15 protein-coding genes are annotated in these 17,075 nt (G+C 57.6%); 12 read left to right on the top strand and 3 right to left on the bottom strand.

Annotated features, from left to right (window positions below):
• Window positions 1-26 precede the first annotated feature (26 nt).
• The 10 genes from gltX (at window position 27) to CSR02_RS07180 (ending at window position 13,732) form a co-directional block, all read left to right on the top strand.
• Window positions 27-1,433 carry a glutamate--tRNA ligase gene (gene gltX / locus CSR02_RS07225; protein WP_099541067.1) on the top strand — a complete coding sequence of 469 codons (1,407 nt, stop codon included), beginning with the start codon at window positions 27-29 and terminating at the stop codon, window positions 1,431-1,433.
• Window positions 1,426-2,367, top strand: a complete 942-nt coding sequence (locus CSR02_RS07220; protein WP_099541066.1) for an aspartate carbamoyltransferase catalytic subunit — start codon at window positions 1,426-1,428, stop codon at window positions 2,365-2,367. Before gltX ends, CSR02_RS07220 begins: the two co-directional genes overlap by 8 nt.
• Entirely contained in the window at window positions 2,364-3,656 is a 1,293-nt protein-coding gene (locus tag CSR02_RS07215; protein WP_099541065.1) for a dihydroorotase, read from the top strand. Before CSR02_RS07220 ends, CSR02_RS07215 begins: the two co-directional genes overlap by 4 nt.
• Entirely contained in the window at window positions 3,656-4,297 is a 642-nt protein-coding gene (plsY, locus tag CSR02_RS07210; protein ID WP_099541064.1) for a glycerol-3-phosphate 1-O-acyltransferase PlsY, read from the top strand. Before CSR02_RS07215 ends, plsY begins: the two co-directional genes overlap by 1 nt.
• A gap of 30 nt (window positions 4,298-4,327) precedes the next feature.
• Entirely contained in the window at window positions 4,328-5,566 is a 1,239-nt protein-coding gene (gene dprA / locus CSR02_RS07205; protein WP_099541063.1) for a DNA-processing protein DprA, read from the top strand.
• Between the two features lie 29 nt (window positions 5,567-5,595).
• Window positions 5,596-8,289: a type I DNA topoisomerase gene (gene topA, locus CSR02_RS07200; protein ID WP_099541062.1), complete on the top strand. Its 2,694-nt coding sequence runs from the start codon at window positions 5,596-5,598 to the stop codon at window positions 8,287-8,289.
• Window positions 8,290-8,295: 6 nt separating this feature from the next.
• On the top strand, window positions 8,296-10,323 hold the full coding sequence (locus CSR02_RS07195) for an RNB domain-containing ribonuclease (RefSeq protein WP_099541061.1): 2,028 nt from the start codon (window positions 8,296-8,298) through the stop codon (window positions 10,321-10,323).
• Window positions 10,324-10,372: 49 nt separating this feature from the next.
• A complete protein-coding gene (locus CSR02_RS07190; RefSeq protein ID WP_183172592.1) occupies window positions 10,373-12,016 on the top strand; it encodes a S41 family peptidase in 1,644 nt (547 codons plus the stop codon).
• A 9-nt stretch (window positions 12,017-12,025) separates the two neighbouring features.
• Window positions 12,026-12,367 carry a DUF1491 family protein gene (locus CSR02_RS07185; RefSeq protein ID WP_042788501.1) on the top strand — a complete coding sequence of 114 codons (342 nt, stop codon included), beginning with the start codon at window positions 12,026-12,028 and terminating at the stop codon, window positions 12,365-12,367.
• A gap of 129 nt (window positions 12,368-12,496) precedes the next feature.
• Window positions 12,497-13,732: an OmpA family protein gene (locus tag CSR02_RS07180; protein ID WP_183172571.1), complete on the top strand. Its 1,236-nt coding sequence runs from the start codon at window positions 12,497-12,499 to the stop codon at window positions 13,730-13,732.
• 102 nt (window positions 13,733-13,834) lie between these two features.
• Here CSR02_RS07180 and cysK read toward each other — a convergent pair whose 3' ends face one another.
• Window positions 13,835-14,821 carry a cysteine synthase A gene (cysK, locus tag CSR02_RS07175; protein WP_099541060.1) on the bottom strand — a complete coding sequence of 329 codons (987 nt, stop codon included), beginning with the start codon at window positions 14,819-14,821 and terminating at the stop codon, window positions 13,835-13,837.
• Window positions 14,822-14,962: 141 nt separating this feature from the next.
• Here cysK and CSR02_RS07170 point away from each other — a divergent pair, with 141 nt between their 5' ends.
• Window positions 14,963-15,412, top strand: coding sequence for an RrF2 family transcriptional regulator (locus CSR02_RS07170; RefSeq protein ID WP_099541059.1), 450 nt, complete (start codon window positions 14,963-14,965; stop codon window positions 15,410-15,412).
• Window positions 15,413-15,531: 119 nt separating this feature from the next.
• Here the strand turns inward: CSR02_RS07170 and CSR02_RS07165 are convergent, their stop codons facing one another.
• Both CSR02_RS07165 and CSR02_RS16590 read right to left on the bottom strand, forming a co-directional pair.
• Window positions 15,532-16,059, bottom strand: coding sequence for an Ig-like domain-containing protein (locus tag CSR02_RS07165; RefSeq protein ID WP_042788496.1), 528 nt, complete (start codon window positions 16,057-16,059; stop codon window positions 15,532-15,534).
• Window positions 16,060-16,085: 26 nt separating this feature from the next.
• Window positions 16,086-16,259: a hypothetical protein gene (locus CSR02_RS16590; protein ID WP_183172572.1), complete on the bottom strand. Its 174-nt coding sequence runs from the start codon at window positions 16,257-16,259 to the stop codon at window positions 16,086-16,088.
• A gap of 187 nt (window positions 16,260-16,446) precedes the next feature.
• On the opposite strand from CSR02_RS16590, the gene CSR02_RS07160 reads away from it, so the two are divergent.
• Entirely contained in the window at window positions 16,447-16,971 is a 525-nt protein-coding gene (locus tag CSR02_RS07160) for a hypothetical protein (protein ID WP_042788492.1), read from the top strand.
• Window positions 16,972-17,075 lie beyond the last annotated feature (104 nt).

Here is a 17,075-nt window from a genome sequence, read left to right as displayed (position 1 = left end):
GCCTGCGCATGATATGGAGCCACCCTATGACCACCATCCGTACACGCTTCGCTCCGAGTCCTACAGGCCTGCTGCATATTGGCAACGCCCGCGCAGCCCTGTTCAATTTCCTCTTTGCCCGTCATCACGGCGGCGAGTTCCTCCTGCGTATTGAGGATACCGACCGTGAGCGTTCCACCCAACAGGCTGTTGACGTTATTTTTGACGGTCTGGCCTGGATGGGGATTGAACCGGATGAAGAACCCGTCTTCCAGTCCTCGCGGGAGGATCGGCACCGGGAAGTCGCCCTTGAACTGCTGGAAAAGGGTCTAGCCTATAAATGCTATTGCACGCCTGAAGAGCTGCACCAGATGCGTGAGGACGCCAAGGCCAAGGGGCTGCCCCCGCGCTATAACGGCATGTGGCGGGACCGTGACCCATCCGAAGCCCCGGCTGGCGCACCTTTTGCCGTGCGCATTAAAGCCCCGCGTGAAGGGGAAGCCACAATCAATGACCTCGTGCAGGGTGAAGTGCGCGTTGCCAATGCCGAACTGGATGACATGATCATCCTGCGCTCCGATGGCACCCCCACCTATCAGCACGCCGTTGTGGTGGATGACCACGATATGGGCATTACCCACGTGATCCGTGGTGATGACCACCTGACCAACACTTTCCGCCAAGCCATGATCTACCGCGCCATGGGGTGGGAGCTTCCACGCTTTGGGCACCTGCCGCTTATTCATGGCCCGGACGGCGCAAAGCTTTCCAAACGCCATGGCGCACAATCTGTGGTGGAATTCCGTGAAATGGGCTACCTGCCCGAAGCCCTGTGCAACTATCTGCTGCGTCTGGGCTGGGGCCATGGGGATGCGGAAATCCTCTCGCGTGAAGAGCAGATCAAGCTGTTTGATATTGATGGCGTTGGCCGCTCTCCTTCCCGCATGGATTACGCCAAGCTGCTGCACATCAACGCCGTATGGCTGCGGCAGGCGGATGATGAACGCCTGACCAACGATGTGATGGAACGCTTTAAAAAGATGGAAGGCGTAAGTGTGGATGAAACCACCCGCGCCCGCGTGGCCGCCCTGATGCCGGGGCTGAAGGAACGCGCGCGCACGCTGGTGGAACTGGCAGAAAGTGCGGCTTTCCTTGGCCGTCAGGTGCCGTTGACGTTTAATGACAAAGCGCAGAAGCTGCTGACGCCAGAAGCCCGCACCATGCTGGGTGAACTGGCGCGTGATCTGGCCGCCGTGCCGGACTTTACGCCAGAAGCCATTGATACCACCCTGCGCAACTTTGCTGAAAAGCATGAACTCAAACTGGGCAAGGTAGCCCAACCTGTGCGCGCCGCCGTAACAGGCTCCAACACCTCCCCCGGCATTGATGCCACCCTGCAAGCACTAGGCAAGGATGAAACCCTCGCCCGTTTGGGAGCCGTTCTGCATGGCTAGCTTTCCCGGCCGCCACACCCGGCATCTGCTCGGGCTGGAAGGCATGACGCCCGACCAGATCGAGCCTTTGCTGGATCTGGCCGAAAGCTATGCCCTGCTCAACCGCTCCCGCAAGGTGCCGCGCGATGTGCTGCGGGGGCGCACCCTTATCAACCTGTTCTTTGAGGACAGCACGCGCACCCGCACATCTTTTGAGCTGGCGGGCAAGCGTTTGGGGGCGGACGTTATCAATATGTCCGTTGCCCAATCCTCGGTGAACAAGGGTGAAACCCTGCTGGATACGGCCGCAACGCTTAACGCCATGCGGACAGACCTGCTGGTGGTGCGCCACTCGCAATCCGGCGCACCGGCTCTGCTGGCGCAAAAGGTGGAAGCCAGCGTGGTCAACGCTGGTGATGGCATGCATGAGCACCCCACACAGGCCCTGCTGGATGCACTGACAATCCGCCGCCATCTGGGCACGTTGGGTGGGCTGAAAGTGGCCATTTGTGGGGATGTCGCCCATTCCCGCGTGGCGCGTTCCAACATCTTCCTGCTGACAGGCATGGGCAGCATGGTGCGGCTTGTTGGCCCGCCAACGCTGGTGCCCGGCGCCATGAAGCAACGCGGGGTGGAAATCTTCCACAATATGGAAGAAGGTTTGCAGGATGTGGATGTGGTAATGATGCTACGTTTGCAGCGTGAGCGCATGTCCTCCGGCCTTATCCCCAGCGCGCGTGAATATTTCCGCTTTTTCGGGCTGGATCAGCGCCGGTTGCAGTTGGCCCGCAAAAATGCGCTGGTTATGCACCCCGGCCCCATGAACCGCGGCGTGGAAATAGACAGTCTTGTCGCTGATTCTAGCCAGAGCGTCATTCAGGAACAGGTTGAAATGGGCGTTGCCGTACGCATGGCCGTTCTGGACCGCCTTACCCGCAGCAGGCCCGCCGTATGAATACCCTTCTATTTGAAAACGTCCGCCTGATAGATCCTGCATCCGGGCTGGACCAACCCGGTCGCCTGCTGGTGCGCGATGGCGTTATTGCTGGCACAGATAAAGCCGGTGCCGAAGGTGCGCCGGAAGAAGCCACTGTTATTGATGGCAAAAATGCCGTGCTGTGCCCCGGCCTTGTGGACATGCGCGTAGAAATTGGTGAACCGGGATATGAATACCGTGAAACCGTTTCCTCCGCCGCACGGGCCGCTTCTGCCGGGGGCATTACCACCCTTGCCGTGCTACCCACCTGCAAACCGGCCATAGATAACCCGGCCCTTGTGCGCATGCTCCGCACCCGTGGGGAAGAAACCGGAGCCATTACCATTTTGCCCTACGGTGCCCTCACCAAAGGGTGCGAAGGTAAGGAACTGGCCGAAATAGGCCTGCTGCACGAAGCCGGTGCCATTGCTTTTACAGATGGCGCACGCGCGCTGGACCCCGCACGCTTAATGCGGTTGGCTCTTTCCTACGCCAGCGGCTTTGGGGCCATGATTGTGCAGCACCCAGAAGAACCTTCGCTGGCGGGTTCAGGCTGCGCCACGGCTGGTGCTTTGGCCACGCGGCTGGGCCTGCCCGGTATTCCCGCCGCGGCAGAAGCCATCATGATTGCGCGGGATATCCGTTTGGCAGAACTTACGGGCGGACGCCTGCATTTTGCCCATGTTTCCACCGGTGAAGGCGTGGCCCTTATCCGCCAAGCCAAGGAACGTGGGCTGAATGTAACGTGTGATACCGCGCCCCCGTATTTTGACCTGAACGAAAACACGATTGGGGATTTCCGCACCTACGCCAAGTTCTCCCCTCCATTGCGAAGCGAGGATGACAGGCTGGCCATTTGCGCCGCACTGGCTGATGGCACGATAGACGCCATTGGCTCGGACCATCTCCCGCGTGATGCGGATGATAAGCGCCTGCCCTTTGCTCAGGCCGCAACCGGTGGCACAGGCTTGGTAACGCTTTTGGGTGTTACGCTGGCACGGGTGCATGATGGCACACTTACGCTGCCACAAGCCCTTTCCCTGCTCACCCATCGCCCCGCGCAGTTGCTGGGTGCAGATTGTGGCACGCTGGCTGTAGGCGCTGCGGCTGACCTGTGCCTGTTCGACCCCGAACAAAGCTGGCTGGTGCAAGCCGGCAAGCTGCCGGGCCGTGCGCAGAATACGCCTTTTGATGGCCGCCCGCTGGAAGGCCGCGTGCTGGGCACATGGAAAGCAGGCCGCCGGGTGTATGAGGCGGAGCAGGCATAATGGAATCCCTGCCTCCCTATGCCTTAAAGCTTGTGGCTGCCATGGCGTTCATGGGGTACACGCTGGGCAGCGTGCCTTTTGGCCTACTTCTGACCAATCTGACGGGTGCGGGAGATTTACGTAAAATCGGCTCCGGCAATATCGGGGCCACCAACGTATTGCGCACAGGGCGTAAGGATCTGGCCGCCGCAACGCTGTTGCTGGATGCTGCCAAGGGCTTTTTGGCCGTTGCCATTGCATGGATTATGACGCCGCCCGATTTTTCAGATCGCACCACAACTGTGGCGGCTCTGGCTGCTGTGGTGGGGCACTGTTATCCGGTCTTTCTGGGGTTTAAAGGCGGCAAGGGTGTTGCAACCGGGCTGGGTGCCATGTTGGCGCTTTCTCCCATTACGGGTCTGCTTGGCTGCGCCACGTGGCTGAGCGTTGCCAAGATCACACGCATTTCCTCTGCCGGGGCACTGGTGGCTTTCCTCATTATGCCCATCGTGCTGTTGGGGCTGTATGGTTTTTCTTTTCAGGCTTCTCCCAAACCGCTCGCAGCCGTGCTTATCAGCGTCTTGGTGATTGCGCGGCATCATGAAAACATTGTCCGTATTTTCACCGGAAAAGAACCGCGGATTGGTGAAAAAAAGTCGTGATCCGCAGTTTGGCTGCCTGATTCCCCACACATGACATCTCTGCCCGCCTGCCTTCGTCTGGCCCGTACCGAACAGGTTGGCCCCCGCACATGGCGGAAACTGGTAGATAAATATGGCTCTGCCGCAGAAGCGCTGGAAGCCCTACCTTATCTGCCTGTACGCGGGCGTAACCAACCGGTTATACCACCCCTGGATGTGGTGATGCGGGAAATAGACGCTACCTTGCAGATGGGTGGCTGTTTCCTCACACTTTTTGATGCAGATTACCCTGCTTTTTTGCGCCAGATTCCAGATGCACCACCCGTGCTGAGTGTGTTGGGCGATGTCTCATGCCTCAGCCGTGCGGGGGTGAGCATTGTGGGGGCACGCAATGCCTCGGCACAGGGTATGCGGCTGGCAGAAAGCCTTGCAACAGAGCTGGTGGAAGCCGGGCTGAGTGTAATTTCCGGCTTGGCACGCGGTATTGATAAAGCCGCCCATAAAGGTGCGCTGCATCGACAGGGTTGCACCATTGCCGCCATTGCTGGTGGGCTGGATTGCCCCTACCCGCCAGAAAACGCCAACCTTCAGGCAGAAATTGCTCAAAAAGGCGCGGTGGTAACAGAAGCGCCACTGGGCACAGCGCCTTTGGCCCGCCATTTTCCGCGCCGTAACCGGCTTATTGCGGGGCTGGGCCTTGGCTGCGTGGTGGTGGAAGCAGCACCCCATTCTGGCACACTTATTACCGCCCGCATGGTGGTGGATTATGGGCGGGAGTTATTTGCTGTTCCCGGATCACCGCTAGACCCGCGTTGCCGGGGCAGTAACAATCTTTTGCGTAATGGCGCTCTTCTAACAGAAAGCGTTGCAGACATTCTGCCGCATTTACCGCCAATTCCCACGCAACCCGATGCTTTTGCGGTTTCCCCAACCAGTTCTTCTCCATCACACCAGAAAAAATCTGTTTCTCCCGCCCAAAGCGGTCTGCCTTTTGTTTCAGACCCGCCAGAACCCGCATTTTTTGCATCTCCCAAAAATGTGGATGAAAAAGCGCCAACAGCCCCAAAACCGCATTTTTCAGCGCCTTTTCCCGTACAGGATGTGCACAAAAACCTGCTTTCGCTCCTCTCCTTTACGCCTATAGCGGTTGACGATCTGATTAGGCGCTGCCAGTTCTCGGCTTCTGCCGTGCTTGTCGCGCTCACGGAACTTGAGCTTTCTGGCTGCGTCACCACCTATTCTGGGGGCATGGTCGGTCTGGCGGATAATCAGGCAGAAACGGCAGGGTAAGTGCTGCTTGCAGGCAGGTCGGAGAGAGTATGACTGACGTTGTTGTGGTCGAATCGCCCGCAAAGGCAAAAACGATCAACAAATATCTGGGTGAGGGCTACACGGTGCTGGCCTCCTTTGGGCATGTGCGTGATCTGCCCCCCAAGGATGGCTCCGTGCTGCCGGATGAAGACTTTGCCATGAAGTGGCAGTCTGATGAGCGGGGCATGAAGCAGGTTGCCGCCATTGCCAAGGCGCTTAAAGGTGCCCACCGACTGTATCTGGCCACTGACCCGGACCGTGAGGGTGAAGCCATATCATGGCATGTGCGCGCCATGCTGGAAGAACGCAAAGCCCTGAAAGGGGTGGACGTTCAGCGCGTTACGTTTAACGAAATTACCAAATCCGCCATCCGCTACGCCATGGAACACCCGCGGGATCTGGATTTCCCGCTGATTGAGGCCTATCTGGCCCGCCGGGCGCTGGATTATCTGGTGGGCTTTACGCTTTCCCCCGTGTTGTGGCGCAAGCTGCCGGGGTCTCGCAGTGCGGGGCGTGTACAATCTGTGGCGCTGCGCCTGATTTGTGAGCGCGAAGCCGAGATTGAGGTTTTCAAACCGCGGGAATACTGGAGCGTTATTGCATCGCTGCTCACACCAGCAGGTGCCGCCTTTACCGCACGGCTGACATATCTGAACGGCAAAAAGCTGGATCAGTTTGATCTGCACAATGCGGAACTGGCCGAGGCCGCCAAAAAGGCGGTGGAAGCTGAAAACCTTGCCGTCAAATCTATCGAGCGCCGCAAGGTTCGCCGTAATCCGCAGCCGCCGTTCACCACTTCCACCTTGCAGCAGGAAGCCTCCCGCAAGTTGGGCATGAGCGCGCAAACCACCATGCGCACCGCCCAGCAACTTTATGAAGGGATGGATCTGGGCGGTGAAACCGTAGGTTTGATCACCTATATGCGAACCGATGGCGTGACGATGGCGCAGGAAGCCGTCAACGCCATTCGCCAGCATATTGGCCAGAAAATTGGCGCGGAATACGTGCCTGCCAAGCCACGTATCTATACCTCCAAGGTCAAGAACGCGCAGGAAGCGCATGAAGCCGTGCGCCCCACCGATGTGTCCCGCACGCCCGAATCTGTTGCTCGGTTCCTGAACAGTGATCAGCGCCGGTTGTACGAACTGGTGTGGAAGCGTGCTGTTGCCAGCCAGATGGAATCCGCATCGCTGGATCAGGTAGCGGTAGATATTGCAGGCCCCTCCGGCCAAACCGTGCTGCGTGCCAATGGCTCCATCATCACGTTTGAGGGCTTTCTCAAGCTCTACCGTGAAGGGCGTGATGATACGGAAAAAGCAGCGGATGATGATGCCCGCATGCTGCCCAGCATGCAGGAAAAAGACCCGCTCAAGCGTGAAAAGGTGGAGGCCGAGCAGCACTTCACCCAGCCGCCACCACGTTATTCCGAAGCATCGCTGGTCAAAAAAATGGAAGAGCTGGGCATTGGTCGCCCATCCACCTACGCTTCCATTCTGACCGTGTTGCAGGACCGCAGCTATGTGCGCCTAGAAAACCGCCGCTTTGTGCCCGAAGCACGCGGGCGGCTGGTCACGGCCTTCCTTGTCTCGTTCTTTGAGCGGTATGTGGATACGGGCTTTACCGCCAGCCTTGAAGAACTGCTGGATGATATTTCCGGCGGACGCGCACAGTGGAAGCAGGTTCTGGCCGCGTTCTGGAATGACTTTTCCAAAGCCGTGGCCAGCACCAAGGAACTCACCATTACCGATGTGCTCAATGCGCTCGATAAGGATCTGGGGCCATTCTTCTTTCCTGAACGGGCGGATGGATCAGACCCACGGGTTTGCCCCTCCTGCGGCACAGGCCGCCTTGGGCTGAAGCTGGGCCGTTATGGCGCGTTTATTGGCTGCTCCAACTACCCGGAATGCCAGTACACCCGCCGTCTGACAGCCGATAGCGCAGAAGAAGGGGATGATGTTGCCCTGAAGGACGGCATGCGCCTTTTGGGCCAGAACCCGGAAACAGGTGAGGATATTACTCTGCGCCAAGGCCCGTGGGGCCTGTACGTGCAGCAGGGTGAACCCAACCCGGAAGATAAAAAGGCCAAGCCCAAACGGGCTTCCCTGCCCAAAAACATCAATGCGGAAAGCATAACGCTCGATCAGGCACTTGGCCTGCTCTCCCTGCCGCGCCTTGTGGGTATCCACCCTGAAACGGGTGAGCCTATTCAGGCCGGGCTTGGGCGTTTTGGTCCGTTTGTAAAAATGGGTGCGGTGTATGGATCTTTGGACAAGGACGATGATGTTCTGACCATCGGGCTTAACCGCGCGGTGGATGCGCTGGCCAAAAAACTGGCCTCCATCCGCAATCTGGGCGTGCACCCCAAGGATGGTGAACCGGTTATGGTGCGCAAAGGCCGCTTTGGCCCCTATGTGCAGCATGGCCAGATGGTGGCCACCCTGCCGCGCGGCACAGATATGGATGCCGTAACGCTGGATGAGGCCGTGGCCCTGCTGGCAGATAAGGGTAAGCCCCTTAAAGCCAAGGCTGGTGCCAAAAAGAAAGCCACCACCACCAAAACGGCAGCCAAAAAGAAAACCGCAACCAAAAGCACAGCCAAGGCTGATGAAGAAGGTGCGGAAAAGGCAGCGCCCAAGAAAAAGGCACCTGCCAAAAAGAAGGCCACCACCACAACACGCAAGAAAAAAGCCGAGACCGAGTAATCTGTCATGTCGGCAAGCCCGTATGTTTCTGCTCTGCCATCAGCGCAGGAGCTACGGGCTTTTCTTGAAAGCCATACCGGAAGCCCCACGGGGCTGACGGACATTTTGCGCAATTTCCAGCTTTCCATGCGGCAAAAAGCCCCCATACGCGCCCTGCTGCACGATATGGCTGTTGCGGGGGATTTGCTGGATCTTGCACCCGGAACACTCAAGGCATCCATCGGCCTGCCAGATGTAGCCCGCATGCGGGTTGCCTATATTCGGGAAGATGGCAACGCGGCTGGCTTTTTAGCCGATGATGCATTCTCCCGCCCTGTTGTATTACTGATAAAGCCGCCGGATACGCCATATCTCTTTCCCGGCGATATCGTGCTTGTGCGCCTACGCCCGGCAACGGGCCCCCAAAAGCGCGAGGCCCGCGGCCTGCGGCTGCTTACCCGGCTTGATAACAACCTGCCCGTTACCCCCGCCAGCACGCCAGAACATCTGCTACTGCCCTGTGATGCACGGCTAAACCTGCCGCTTACGCCAGAAGAAAACGCAAGTTCTCTCCCCCTCACACTAGGGCAGATTGGGCTTGCAACGCCTCATGTTCAGCCCGATGGCACTTATGCAGGCTGTGTACATAGCATTTTGGGGCGTGCTGATGAGGCAGGCATGCCCTCACGCCTCAGCCTGCTGATCCATCATCCACCCACTGCATTTTCAGAGCAGGCCGAGGCTGAAGCCCGGCAGATCGCACAGCAAAGTGCTACTTTGCAGGGCGCACCAGCACCTTCTGGCCGCACAGATTTACGCCACCTGCCGCTTATCACCATTGATGATGCCTCTGCGCATGACTTTGATGATGCGCTCTGGGCCGAACCCACAGAAAACGGCTTTCACCTTATTGTGGCCATTGCCGATGTGGCGCATTGGGTCAAACCCGGCTCCGCACTGGACAAGGAAGCGCAGGAGCGCGGCAATTCCATTTATCTGCCAGACAGAGTGGTACCCATGCTACCGCTGGCTCTTTCTGCGCAGGCCTGCTCTCTCCTGCCGGGGCAGGATCGGCTCTGCCTGTTTGCTGATGTGCACCTCACCGCAACGGGGCACGTTACTTCTGCGCAAATGCGGCAGGGGATCATGCAAAGCGCGGCCCGCCTGACATATGAAAACGTGCAGCAGGTGTTTGATGCTCCAACCGGATCATCCCTGCCTGCCGATCATCCAGCCGCATCTTTACCACCCACTTTATTGCCCGCGCTGCGTGCTGTGGGGACCATTCTGCGGCAGATGGGTGAGCAACGCGGTGTGATGGAGCGGGAAGAAGAAAGCTGGTGCGTACAGTTTGATGCCCACGGGCAACCCTGTGCCTTTCTGCCGCGTAAACAGCTGGAAACACATAATACGGTGGCAGCGTGCATGATTCTGGCCAACCAGATTGCGGCAGAAGAATTACAGGCGCAAAATCAGCCTGCGCTGTTCCGCACCCATGCAGAACCCACACCCAACACCCCGCGCCCTGTTGCACGCTACAGCCCGCATGCTGCGCCCCATTATGGCCTACGGCTGAACTTTTATACGCATTTTACAAGCCCCATCCGCCGTTATGCGGATTTACTGGCGCACCGTGCGCTCCTCCACACAGGCAACATGGCGCCATCTTCCACAAAGCCTGTGCCGGTGCCCGATGTGGCTTTGGCAACACACCTGAACTTTACAGAACGCCGGGCAGCCACCATCATGCACGATAGTCTGAACAGATTGGCCGCTCTTTTTCTTGCCCCGTTTATTGGCCAGAAAATGTCCGCCCATGTGATGACAGCAACGCGGCATGGCTTGCGGGTGAGATTGACGAAAACCGGAACTCCGTCTTTCCTTGCATGGTCAGCTTTTCCGGATCGCACAGGGATGAATGACGACTCGCAGCATAATCATGCCACGGCACATCACCCCCGCGTGCAAAGTGGGGCCGCGCTTTCAGTTACTCTTGCGGGCACCTGCCCTGCACGTGGTATGCTGAAGCTGACTGATGCCTTATATGCGCACTGAAAACGCCGTTATCTGGCGCGTGCGCAGGCTGCCACGCGCCCTGCCCGGCATGGTGCTGGCTGTGTTGCTTTTTTGCCAGCCTGCACCGCTGCATGCCCAAAACAGTTCCAGCGCGTCTGTGCCAGATGCCACACCGGCACCTCCCTCCACTGCGGCCCAGGCTGCCTCATCCGCACCCACTATGCCGGAACAGCCCGTAGCAGATAAAACGCCCGTGCCGGATATGCTGCTGGTCAAATCTGTTATCAGTACGGGCCTTCAGTTTTTACAGCCCCGCACGCTGGAGCCCCACAGTTTTCGGGAATTCACGCTTTGGGGGCTGGCAAGCCTCTCTGCGCTGGATCCTTCCCTGTCTTTCGATTCGCGCGGGGCCAATATCCAGCTTCTTTCTGGCCAGACCAGCCTGCTCTCCCATTCTGTGCCCACAGATGGCACGGCGGATGACTGGGCACAGATTGCCGTGGATTTTCTGGAAAGTGCCCGCGCACATTCCCTTGCCGTGCGTACTGCCAGCCGCGAAGAACTGGTGCAGGCCTTTTTTGATGAACTGTTTAACCATCTGGACCCCTATTCCCGCTATATCGGCCCCAGTTCCGCCACCTCGGACCGGGCCGCACGTGTAGGGGGAGAAGCCGATATTGGCATCAGTTTGGGGCAAAACGGGCGCTACCTTGTTATTTCCGCCATAAATGCCAACGGTCCGGCATGGACAGCCGCCATAGATACGGGAGACCGGCTGCTTTCCGTCAACAATCGCCTTACCGCCGGCAAAACGCCACAAACCGTTATGGAATGGCTACGGGGCGAGGAAGATACCCCCGTTGTGCTGCGCCTGCTCACCCCCGGCCAGCGCCGTGCCCGCACCGTTACCTTGCGCCGCGCCAAAACACCGCCAGAAACCGTGTTTGCCTTTGCCAGTGGCTCCATTGTGGTGCTGCGCGTAACAGCTTTTTCTGCCGATACAGCAGAGGAAATGAGCCAGTATCTGGATCAGGCCGTGCAGGATACGCACCTGAAAGGCCTGATTATAGATTTACGCGGCAACCGTGGTGGCGTGCTGCAACAGGCCGTAACCGCTGCTGCCCTATTGCTTGATAGAGGGGTGGCGGCCGTTACCAGCGGGCGCGATTCACAAGCCAACCATATCTGGGCTGTGCAAGGGGGCGATATGACAAATGGCCTGCCTATTGCCATTCTGGTAGATGGGCGCACAGCAAGTGCGGCAGAAATTCTGGCCGCAGCCCTGGCCGATCATCGCCGCGCTGTAGTGATTGGCAGCACAACATTGGGCAAGGGGCTGGTACAAACCGTGGCCCAGCTGCCCGATGAGGGAGAACTGTTTGTAACATGGAGCCGCGTAATAGCGCCGCTCCACTGGCCGCTGCAGGGCCTTGGTGTTATGCCACAGATCTGCACCAGCCTTGGCGCTGCTGATGTTGAAAAAAGCCTGCATGATCTTGCTGCAGGGCAAGTGGACAATCAGGCCGCCATTACGGCATCCCGCGCGGCGCGTTTTCCGATTCCCGTTTCCCAGATCATGGCTATCCGCAAAACCTGCCCTGCCGCCCTTGGCACTGACCGGGATGTGAACGTGGCCCGCAGCGTGCTGGAAAATCCGGAGTGGTACAAAAACGCCATCAACGCCATTCCTGATGATGCTGTAACCGCCCCCCAACTTTCCGCTGCGCCATAAGGCAGATAAATGACACCTCCCCCACGCCTGAAAACCGATATCATGGCCCGTGCCATTTTGCGCCAGAGCGGGCAGGATGGCCGTTCCGCCATGCTGTTGCGCAAGGGAGACCCCGATGCAGGCGGGATTTTGGTGGTGTTGGCTGCGCGCAACGGTTCTGGCGTGGTTTTAAGCCAGACCCGCACGCCAGAAGGTGAACCCGCATGGTTGCGCGCCACAGGTAATACGCCCGTTGATGCGCAACAGATTCAGGCGTTTATAGAACGTCAGGTGAAATTTGACCCCGACTTATGGGTTGTGGAAATTGAATCGGACAACTTCAGCCCTTCGTTTGAAGCAATACTGCTCTGATACAAAATCCTTAATTGTGGCTTATCGCACACGCCTGCGGCATTTATTACACATAAAACCTGTCTGTTTGTGTCAACAGGGCGTTCTACCTGTTGCACAGCGGGCAACTTTACAGCAAAGAAGGCAAGCATGTGTGCCTTCGTACTACCAGATGCGATGCCGGACGTATCGCGCGACTACTGCCATAGCAGGGAGAAGACCATGAAGCCGCGCCAGAAATTGCTTGCGCAAACGCTGCTTTCTGCGCCGCTGGCCGCGGGGCTTCTGCTGTGTGCTGCCGTAACCGCAAAAGCCCAGCCTGTGCAGGGGCTTTATATTGCGGGTGAAGGTGGTGCCACCTTTAACCAAGACCAGCGCGTGCGTACGTCTGGCCAGTTTCCCGATGGGCGAGACCGCTGGCGCACGGGTGCCGCGGGTATTGGCTCCATTGGGTGGGGCCTGGGTAACGGCTTCCGTGTGGAAGTTGAGGGTGATTACCGCAACATGGATTACCAGCGGTTTGTAACCAACACCTTCAACAGCCGTGCAGATGGCCGCCGCCAGACCTATGGCGTTATGGCCAACGCCCTGTTTGATCTGGATATCGGCAAGCCGTGGCTCTTTCCCTATTTTGGGGCCGGTATTGGCTATGGCTGGACCGCCATGCGCACATCCGTAACCGCACCGGGCAACCAGCTTGCAGAAAAAATGGGCGGCACGTTTGGCAACTTTGCCTATCAGGGCATTTTTGGCCTCGCCTTCCCCATTCCGTGGGTTGTGGGGCTTTCTGCCACGGCGGAATACCGGTTCTGGACCATGCTTGGCCCGCAATCTCATGGTGCAACATCTTGGGGCACCATTGGCGGAACTATTAACAGTATCAACCAGACCCATCCGTATCAGTTCTCCAGCGGGCATCATGATACGAAAACCGATTTCAACCACACGCTCATGTTAGGGCTGCGGTATGAATTCAATCCGGCTCCGCCCCCACCGCCGCCAGCACCTATTGTGGCCGCACCGGCCCCGGCTGCAGCCCGCAGCTATCTGGTGTTTTTTGATTGGGATAAAGCCGACCTGACAGACAGGGCACGTTCCATTGTGGGTGTTGCCGCGCAGGCCGCCGCGCATGTGGCCCTTACCCGTATTACGGTTTCTGGCTATACAGATAACTCCTCTGCCCATCCGGGCCAGAAAGCGGGTGAAGAATACAATATGCGGCTTTCCATCCGCCGTGCGGAAGTGGTGAAGGCCGAGTTGATGCGTGATGGCGTGCCGGGCACCACCATTGATATTCATGGATATGGTGAAACACATCCGCTGGTCACAACAGGCCCCAACACCAAGGAAGCGCAGAACCGGCGCGTGGAAATTATTTTCCGCTAAAAGCCACTTCAGCTTTACAGCTTCAAAAAAGCCCGTTGGCCATATGGCTGAACGGGCTTTTTTGTGGCCGGATCGGCCTTTTCAGAAAACTGAAAACCGACCTTACAGGCCGGTAAACAGAGGCGTGGACAGATAACGTTCGGCAAACGAGGGTGCAATAGCCACAATGGTTTTGCCCTTGTATTCATCCTGGCCAGCCAGTTGAAGCGCTGCATGCAAGGATGCGCCAGAAGAAATACCAACCGGAATACCATCCAGGCGCGCACAACGGCGTGCAGCGGCAATGGCCTCACGCTCTGAAACAGTGATCACACCATCCAGCAGCTTGGTATTAAGCGTGGCCGGGCAAAAACCGGGGCCAATGCCCTGAATGCCATGGGGGCCGGGTTCATCACCGTTCATAATGGCACTTTCCGCCGGTTCTACCCCAAAAACCTGCAAGCCTTTGCGGCGGGGCTTTAGGGCCTCCGCAATGCCGGTGGCCGTGCCGCCTGTGCCAACGCCCGCCACAACAACATCTACCTTGCCATCCGTATCTACCCAGATTTCTTTTGCCGTGGTGGCGGCATGTACGGCCGGGTTTGCCGGATTATCAAACTGATCAGGCATCCACGCATCTGGTGTTTCGTTCAGAATTTCATTTGCGCGGGCAATTGCCCCGGCCATGCCCAGCCGGGCAGGTGTAAGCTCCACCTGTGCATCCATCAGCCGCAGCATACGCCGCCGCTCAATAGAAGCCCCCTCCGGCATGGTGACGATGAGCCGATAGCCCCGCGCAGCCGCCACAAACGCCAGAGAAATGCCTGTGTTGCCAGAGGTAGGCTCTACCAGCAGGGTATGGCCCGGCGTAATCAGGCCCTTACGTTCGGCATCCAGCACCATTGCCGTGCCAATGCGATCCTTTACAGAACCAAGCGGGTTAAAAAACTCCAGTTTCAGCAGCACGCGGGCTTTTAAGTCATCTTCCTTGGTCTGCCTTGGCAGCGCAACAAGCGGCGTGCCCCCCACCAGATTAAGAACAGACTCGTAAACATGCCCGCGGGGCGCGGCAAAACCGTAATCCTCTTTTTCCTGCGTTGATGCTGCCATTGAAGTTCTCCCATGTCTGTTTGACAATTCTCAAGCCCATATAATACGAATTTATAGCGTAGATAAACCATATCTGTGCTGTTATACTGAACATCAGATCTGGAAATAAAACATGATCAACCAGAACAGGGATAGTTTTGCATGATCCTCCGTCGTGATAGAGCCATGACCGCCGTGCTTATTATGCTGGATGTTGCGTTTCACGCCGGGCGTTCAGGCACGGTAAGTGCCGCAGATATTGCACAACGGTCCGAACTGGCACGGCGTGGCATAGAACCTCTGCTTCAGGCTCTTTCCCGTTCCGGGCTGCTGGAAAGCATTCGTGGCCCGCGTGGGGGGTATCGGCTTGGGCGCCCACGGCGCGATATCTCTTTGGTTGATATTATTGAAGCTGTGGTGAACACAGATACCGATGGCAATGATGGCCCACAGGGTGCACTCTTTCAGAAAGTTCTGGCCCCATGTTGGGATCGGTTTGATCAGAAACTGATTGCACAGATGAGCAAGACCACACTGGATGATCTGGTAAAACAGGCGGAATCCGCTGGGCTAAAACGCCCATTGGCCGAACCCATTACATTTTCCATCTAACTCCGTTCCGTCAGATACCGCCGGGTTTCACCCGGCATATCACGGCATAAAAAAATGGTGCTCCATTGCTGGAACACCATTTTTTAATTCATCATCCAAAAACAGGGCTGACTGGCATATTAGCGCTTGCGCGTAACAGCCTTGTGCACCACTGCCTTTTTGGCTGGTGCTTCTGCATGAGGCACCGTTACAGCCGGATGCGGAATAACCACACCGGTTGCATCCACCTGCGCTGTCACTGTCAGACGGGTGCGCTGCTGGCCGGGGCCAGGGATAAGAATAACCGTAAACTGGTCCTGCCCGGCATAACCCAAGGTGGGGGTGTAGGTTACGTGCGTATCGCTATCCAGCGTGTACAGGAACGCCTTGCCGTGTTCTGGCGCTGGGGAAACCCCAAAGGATGCATACGCCTTGCCACCGGGCTGATCTACCAGCACTTCGCACAGACCATCATCAGACCGTACGGTCATGGTGGTGGAAAGTGAGCCATCAGCCTCTTTTTTAATCGGCGTTGTGCTGCATACGGCAGACTTTTTAAGATACCCAAAGGGATTGGGGGACCCGATGTGAATAGGGCCGCCCGTTGTTGCACAGCCGGCAAGCATCCCACCAGTTAGCGCCAAACCGGCAATTCCTCGTAAGCGCACTCGACAGCTCCGCTTTTGTTATCGTGTTAAAACCCATATCTCTTCTGCACGCTTCGGGGCTGAATGGAAAGAGGCCCAAACCGGGCATCTGCCCCCACCCGCAAAGCATGATTCGCATCTGCCTTTAAAACATCCCGCAGCAGGAAGGAAGGGGCATACAGCACACGCACACAGCTTGTGGTGCATCTGCTTACACACAACTGCGCGAAAACTTCTTTTGGCCGCAAATATTCTGCTAAACAGAGCGGCTTATTTTTCCAACTTTTATGCCAGAATATACAGGCTGGATAACACGCAAGCACCAAAGCAGGCAGAGGGTATGAAAAAATACCAGTTTCTTTCTTGCGTGAATGCGGTATTCCGTTTCCAGCATCTGTCGGAGGTACTATGTCCTTTTCCCGTTTCCTTGCCGCGGGGGTTCTTGCCGCGGGCGTTCTGCACAGCTCGGCTTCCTTTGCCGCCAGCGAATGTGGCCACTCCCCTGCGCATGAAGCCTTTAACGTGCAGGGCCTTAAAAGCGAATTGATGGTGACTGCACTGTCCTGCAATGCGCAGGACCGCTACAACGCATTCGTGGCCAAGTTTCGCACCACCCTCCTGCGGGAGGAAGATCGCCTGAACAGCTACTTCCGCGCCACCTACGGCCGCAGCGCCCAGCGTGAGCATGATGATTACATCACGCAGCTGGCCAATGTGCAGTCTGAACGTGGGTTGCAGTCCGGCACCATTTTCTGCCAGCAGCGCCTTGCCATGTTTGACGAAGTAGATGCACTGGAAAGCGGGGAAGATCTTTCCAGCTATTCTGATGCCAAGGATGTCACGCAGCCTGCTTCCTTTGAAACATGCGCCGCACCTTCTGCATCCCGTTCCACGCACACCACCACACGCCGCCGCACCACGCGCCGCGCCTAAAAGCCTGTGGATAAGGGGGCTTTGGCCAAAAAGCTGTTAAAAGCCTTGCCGCCCCCTCACCACCACGCTTGACGAATCAGCGCCAACGCGGGACAGATTTCCCG

It is taken from the genome of Acetobacter pomorum, from assembly GCF_002738225.1.
In the GTDB taxonomy this organism is placed as follows: Bacteria; Pseudomonadota; Alphaproteobacteria; order Acetobacterales; family Acetobacteraceae; genus Acetobacter; species Acetobacter pomorum.
Note: the sequence above shows the minus strand (reverse complement) of the source record. Positions and strands in the feature narration are given on the sequence as shown.